At 32.2% G+C, this 6,033-nt stretch carries 6 protein-coding genes; 3 read left to right on the forward strand and 3 right to left on the reverse strand.

The genetic code is table 11. From position 1 onward, the window contains the following. The first annotated feature begins 464 nt into the window (after positions 1-464). From OO184_RS24300 to OO184_RS24310, 3 genes are all read left to right on the forward strand, one after another. A complete protein-coding gene (locus OO184_RS24300) occupies positions 465-1,610 on the forward strand; it encodes an SIR2 family protein (protein WP_265381374.1) in 1,146 nt (381 codons plus the stop codon). A gap of 14 nt (positions 1,611-1,624) precedes the next feature. Continuing rightward, positions 1,625-3,400 carry an ATP-binding protein gene (locus tag OO184_RS24305; protein WP_265381375.1) on the forward strand — a complete coding sequence of 592 codons (1,776 nt, stop codon included), beginning with the start codon at positions 1,625-1,627 and terminating at the stop codon, positions 3,398-3,400. Positions 3,401-3,545: 145 nt separating this feature from the next. Further along, positions 3,546-4,721 (forward strand): hypothetical protein, encoded by a 1,176-nt coding sequence (locus OO184_RS24310; RefSeq protein WP_265381376.1) that lies wholly within the window; start codon positions 3,546-3,548, stop codon positions 4,719-4,721. Positions 4,722-4,994: 273 nt separating this feature from the next. Here the strand turns inward: OO184_RS24310 and OO184_RS24315 are convergent, their stop codons facing one another. The 3 genes from OO184_RS24315 to OO184_RS24325 all read right to left on the reverse strand — a co-directional run. After that, a complete protein-coding gene (locus OO184_RS24315) occupies positions 4,995-5,324 on the reverse strand; it encodes a hypothetical protein (RefSeq protein ID WP_265381377.1) in 330 nt (109 codons plus the stop codon). Between the two features lie 110 nt (positions 5,325-5,434). Next, complete coding sequence (locus tag OO184_RS24320; RefSeq protein WP_265381378.1) at positions 5,435-5,776, reverse strand: hypothetical protein; 342 nt, start codon at positions 5,774-5,776, stop codon at positions 5,435-5,437. Between the two features lie 59 nt (positions 5,777-5,835). Next, the coding region (locus OO184_RS24325; protein ID WP_265381379.1) for a hypothetical protein at positions 5,836-6,033 on the reverse strand (198 nt) is incomplete at its 5' end.

A 6,033-nucleotide genomic window follows, 5' to 3' on the forward strand; every position in this document is an offset into this window, starting at 1 on the left:
TTAAGATGTTTTCGTTAAAGCGTTAACTCAAGGTAACGCGTTAATTGTAGTGTAAACGTTTCTACTGCTATACTTCTTGCTTCAATGAGTTACTCTGACCAACACCTCGTTTTGTTCATTCAATGAACAAAACATTAATCCATTTTTGGATCTATTCTATGGTCTGGAGAAGTTACATCAACGAGAGGTCCAAATTTGTCTAATGGCTTAGATTGCCAATTTGGATCTGCTAAACGACCGTGAATTCTTGCATAAACATATAGAATTATTAGGTGAAGATGAGCTCAGAATCACTCAAATTTTTGTTGAATTACAAGATATTATGTTAGGTCTGGATGCTCACATTGATGACGAGCCTTGTTCAGATTTTGCTGATTTCTCAAAGATCACTCAAAAAAATCATCCACGATAGATTACGTTAATAACACTATAAATCTTAATATATTAAGTCACGAGGTGTTTAAATGGCTGAATTAGTAAATAGCATTGAGATAGAAGACATATATGAACAAGAAATCAGTTTTCTGATTGGTTCTGGTGCATCATCTGGAATTTTTCCAACTTTAGCTACTGCAATGAAAATCAACAAAAATCAATGGGAAACAATTGAAACATTGGGGCAATATTTTGATGAAATAGAGAAAAAAGAGTTAAAAACCTTGTTGTTTATGCATTACTATAAACAATGCATTGAACCCGTTATGACCTTTAACTGGGAAGAGGAGAAAGAATGGGACTCTTTAATTAATGAAAGTAAAACCCAAGTAATAGATAATTATAAGAAACTCATATGCACACTTTATGACCTCCTTCAAGTGCGCAAAGAGCATGGTAAAATTATTAATATATTTACGACTAACTATGACTCTTGTGTTGTAGATGCTTATGAAGAGTTACTCAGAGAGGAAAAAGTATCACTTAATTTGAATGATGGTGCGAAAGGTTTTAAGACGAAATTTTTAGAAGCCAGACATTTTGATTCAATTGAAGTCCAAAAAGGGGTCTTTGACAATAGTGAGTATAAAATACCACAATTGAACATTGTCCATTTGCATGGCTCTGTATATTGGAGAAAAAGTGGAGAATCAATTCAAGTTAAATATCATGGTAACAATCAAGATCGATTAATTAGCATTTCTACTCCTGAGTTGGAACGTTTTAAATCAGTTATTGAATGTCCAGATGCCAAGCGTACAGATTTCGAAGATATCGAATTTGCTGATAATTTCCATGAAGCATCTTCTGAATTTTGGAAAAAATATAATTCCCTTCCCATTGTAAACCCAACAAAATGGAAATTTCACGAGACAGTCTTTGAAGAGCATTATTATCAAATGCTTCGCTATATGAGCTACATTTTAGAGAAGAAAAACTCTATTTTGGTTGTGTTCGGCTTCTCATTTGCAGATGAACATATCAGGAATTTAATAAAAAGATCTCTAGGGAACAGAACCATTACCATGTTTATTTGTTGCTATAACGAACAGAGTTATCAGACTATTTACCCTTGGTTCAAAGAATATAAAAATGTAAAGTTTGTCAAAATAGATAAAATCATGGACTTCTCTATTTTTAACTCAGATGTATTTTCCATGTCTTCACATAAATAAAAAAGAGGTAATAAATGTCTATTTTAGTTGGTGAAGTCATTGCTATTCATGGGATCAAGATTACTCTTAAGGTCTATGAAGAATCAAATAAAGACACATTATTTTATGATGGAAAGAAATATAAAGGAATTTCCATTAAAGAATACATCAAGATAAAAAGAGGATTCAGGGATATCATCTGCCTCGTAGAAGGAGAATTTTTAGATGAACATAAGTATATAGAAGAAAATGAGAAAGAATATTATGTCAGGAAAGTAGAGTTAAGACCAATCGGGTATTTTGAAAAAGGTAATTTTAATGAAGGTGTTAAATACCTTCCATTAATTAAAGATCAGGCTTATCTTTTGGAGGAGGAAAAGCTTGAGGTTATCTATGGAAAAGATAATCATGGAGAGTTTATTATCGGTAAACTTATGAAAGAAGACCTCCCTATATCATTACCTTGGTATAACCTATTTAATGCTCACATGGGGATTTTTGGCAATACAGGCAGTGGGAAGTCCAACACATTAACAAAGTTATATACAACGCTTTTTGATCAAAAAATCCAAAAAATTAAAGAAAAAAGTCAATTTGTTGTCATTGATTTTAATGGCGAGTACACTTCAAATCAATTGGTCAGTAATGAATTTAAATGTGTCTATAGGTTAAATACCCGCACAGAGGAAGATAAATTTCCACTTTCCGCTAGTGAATTCTGGGATACAGAAACTCTCAGCATACTCTTTCAAGCTACACAAAACACACAAAAACCATTCATCAATCGTATTATCACTGGTCGGGAACGTTTTTCGAATAACCCTGATAATTTACTAAATTATATTAAAAAAACTTATGAACTTATATTTACTTGTGCTCAACAAAAACCCGACTCACTTGACTTAATTAGAGAAGTCACAGATCTAATGGGACTTGATAATTTATATCATCTACTTAAGAAAGTAGCATGGCATGTAAAATATAATTGCTTCTATATAAATCTTCTTGATGGGTATGGTAATCGCTACTTTAATTCTGAAGGTAATAACTACCAATCTGTTTTAAGTTCAATGATTAATAGTATAACATTACCTGAGATTGATGCTTTTGAAGAACTTAAAATTCGGTGCAATATTCAGTTAATATGTGATTTAATATATGGTTATGTTCAATATGAGTTCATACAACCTTTATTGAAACGAACCGAATCATCATTAAACGCTTTACGTAAGGTTATTACTATTACTGAGAATCAAATAATTACGAAACCGGTAACGGTAATTTCCCTGAGAAAATGCAATCCAGAAATCAAGAAAACCCTACCACTTCTGATTGCCAAACATTACTATCATCCTCATAGAGATAAAATTGCTAACCCTCCAGACAGAACAATTCATCTAATTATTGATGAGGCCCATAACATCCTTTCTCAGCAATCAAGTCGCGAAAGTGAAAGCTGGAAAGATTATCGCCTTGAGATGTTTGAGGAAATCATTAAGGAAGGTCGTAAATTCGGAGTATTTTTGACTTTATCCAGTCAGCGGCCAGCAGATATTTCACCAACAATTGTATCACAGATACATAATTTCTTTATTCATCGACTGGTCAACGATCGGGACCTCCTGCTGATTGATAATACAATAAGTACACTTGACAATATGTCAAAGAGCATGATTCCTAACTTAGCTAAAGGTTGCTGTGTCGCAACTGGTACATCGTTTAACCTGCCAATAGTGTTGCAAGTTGACGTCTTAGAAAGATCAAAGCAACCGGATAGTGAAGATGTAGACTTAGAAAAGATATGGAAGTAATAAACTTTCTTCGGTGTTACTAGTACCGTAGGAAAATTGAGAGTCTAGTCATATTTTACACATCTATTTCTCTCAACTATAACCATGTAGTAGCTGAGTGACCACCATAAAACTTACCATTTATTTAACTGGAAGGATATGCAAGATGGGCAGCAACGATATAGATAATGAAATAATAAATTTAGTCAAACGAGTTATTACACCTACAGTCATCATAGGGTTCATTGCGTTGTTTGTTATTTGGTTTTACCTTAACCGGTTAGGCCGGTTAGATATATTTATTAGCTCCGTAACATTTAAAGATATTTTCATCGTCATTACATCAACTTTTTTATTCAGCATAATGCTTATTTCAATTTTGATGTTTATACCATCAATTTTACTCATCTCTATTATTAAGAAAGAAAGTAATCATTTTCATAACTATAAAAAAATAAGAGAAAATTTCGTTACAATTACATTTATTATATCTTTACTTGCGGTTGGTATTTTCATTTTCTCAGCATGGCTGGCCGATAAATTTGAATATATGGAAGCAACTATTATTATAATTTCAGTGTTCTTTGTTTTGAGTTCCAGTATGCTAGTTTCTTATTTAACTAATAGAAACCTAATTTCAGACGTACTGCAATATAAAAACAAACGTACAAGAATTAAACTTTCATGTTTATTTCACATTATTATACCTGCTTCCATTTTTCTTATGACCCTCTTCTACTCATATCCATTATCTCTTATTATAAATAAAATACCTAATAAAGGAGAAGTAAGTGATAATGTACTGATGTTATATGTTGTAGCAATATCTCTAATCACTGTTATTTTTTCTCTTATACCTGGTTCCGTTTATCTAAGTCGCGATAAATCCGAAGGAATTGTAAAAAATGTATACATAACAGGATATGCAGTTATTTTTTCTTTATTTTCATTGTCATGGATAATAACCTCCATTCCCGTTTTCATTGTAAATGCAACCATGAAAATTTCCGGCATTAGTGATTATAACGAACATTCATATCTCATTAATGAAGACAACTATCCATTAGAAGTTTTTAATAATAAACAATGGAACGTAAGGGCCTTAGAGAAAAATGGCTTCTTCCTGATTGATGGAGTAACTTTATACGCATTCGGTGATATAAAATTAGTATGCCCAATTGATGTATTGGAAGCTTATAAAAATAGTCTGAGATTCATTCCTGCTGATAGAAGTTATGATGAAAAACTAAATTCAGAGTTGAGAAAAAAAGCAAAAATTTGTCATCCGTTTTTAAAAGAAGAGTTGAAAGAATTTAATATCATATCGTCTAAAATATCTTAATGTAATTATTTGCGAGGATTTTAAATCCTCGCTATTGACAAAAAATATAATTTAAATCAGTTCGTCAAACGAGAAGGTTTCTGGCGGGAAAGTTTGGGGAGGCAATGTTCTTAATATGGCGGCAAGCTCCGTCTGGTGAACGGAGCTTCATTAAAACACAATGCCAGATAAAAAACCAACACTTTATCAATAATCTAAGATTACGGTTAAAAACCGCAATCTTTTTCAGCGGCAATTATATCCTTAAGGGTGAATATAGAAATACCTAACCCACTAATGGATCGCTATCCCAGTTATGGTATGATATTTAGTGAGTGATACGGTTATTCTTGATTCTAAGAAAAATGCATCAGAGACAATTTTATTTCGTATCGTATTATCTAGAGTATCATCGCGGACACAATATTCTTCTCCTTTGTCAGTTTGTAATGTATAATTTGTAGTTACCCAGCCATCTTTACTTATTAACTTAACTAATTTCCCTGTAAGGGTTCCGCTATCTACAGACATTTTACCACATTCTAGATCGTCCGAAGCAAAAGATTTTGAACATAGTAAAAGTGATATAGCAGAAACAATAACAAGTAGATTTATTGGTTTCATTTTTATCCCATTAAGTTCTAGCTTTTTGATAGTTGTAAAATTTGGTTAACCCTTAGGTTGTATCTATGAAGCTCTCTTTAAATCCCTTCCTTAATTTACATTTAACATTCCTAATTATGGACTGCTATCCCCGTTATAGTATGCTCCTTAGTAAGTGATATAGTTACTCTTGATCCCAATAAATACGCGCTAGAAATAATTGTATTTCGTATTATATTTTTTCTATCTTCAACTCGGACACAATATCTCTGACCGCCATCAGTTTGTATTATATAATTTGTGGTTGTCCAATCTTTCTTATCTATTAACTTAACAAATTTTCCTGTAAGGGTTCCGCTATTTAAATAGTCACTAGGATATCTACCACATTCTAGATCTTCCGCAGCAAAAGATTTTGCACATAGTAAAAATGATATAACAGAAGTAATAATAAGTAGATTTATCGGTTTCATTTTTTATCCTATTAAACATTAGACTTTTTATAGTTGCAAAATTTAGCTAATTCTTAGATTTAATTATCTATTACAATCGCATACCTTCCTTTAATTTTATCAAGTGTGGGACGTAAATCATTGCACGTTGATTCCAGATAATCATCATAACTATTGTCTACACCTATGAAACCTTCTCTCCCCCCTATCCTTAATCTATATTGACCATTCACATATTCCCAATCTTGTGGCCGTAATGAATAAACTCCCCTTACTTG

The organism is Photorhabdus aballayi (genome assembly GCF_026153155.1).
Taxonomy (GTDB): domain Bacteria; phylum Pseudomonadota; class Gammaproteobacteria; order Enterobacterales; family Enterobacteriaceae; genus Photorhabdus; species Photorhabdus luminescens.

Bases quoted from the DNA above. Each gene is read 5' to 3' on its own strand.
- OO184_RS24300 (WP_265381374.1), top strand. From the start codon at position 465: ATGGCTGAATTAGTAAATAGCATTGAGATAGAAGACATATATGAACAA.
- OO184_RS24305 (WP_265381375.1), top strand. From the start codon at position 1,625: ATGTCTATTTTAGTTGGTGAAGTCATTGCTATTCATGGGATCAAGATT.
- OO184_RS24310 (WP_265381376.1), top strand. From the start codon at position 3,546: ATGGGCAGCAACGATATAGATAATGAAATAATAAATTTAGTCAAACGA.
- OO184_RS24315 (WP_265381377.1), bottom strand. From the start codon at position 5,324: ATGAAACCAATAAATCTACTTGTTATTGTTTCTGCTATATCACTTTTA.
- OO184_RS24320 (WP_265381378.1), bottom strand. From the start codon at position 5,776: ATGAAACCGATAAATCTACTTATTATTACTTCTGTTATATCATTTTTA.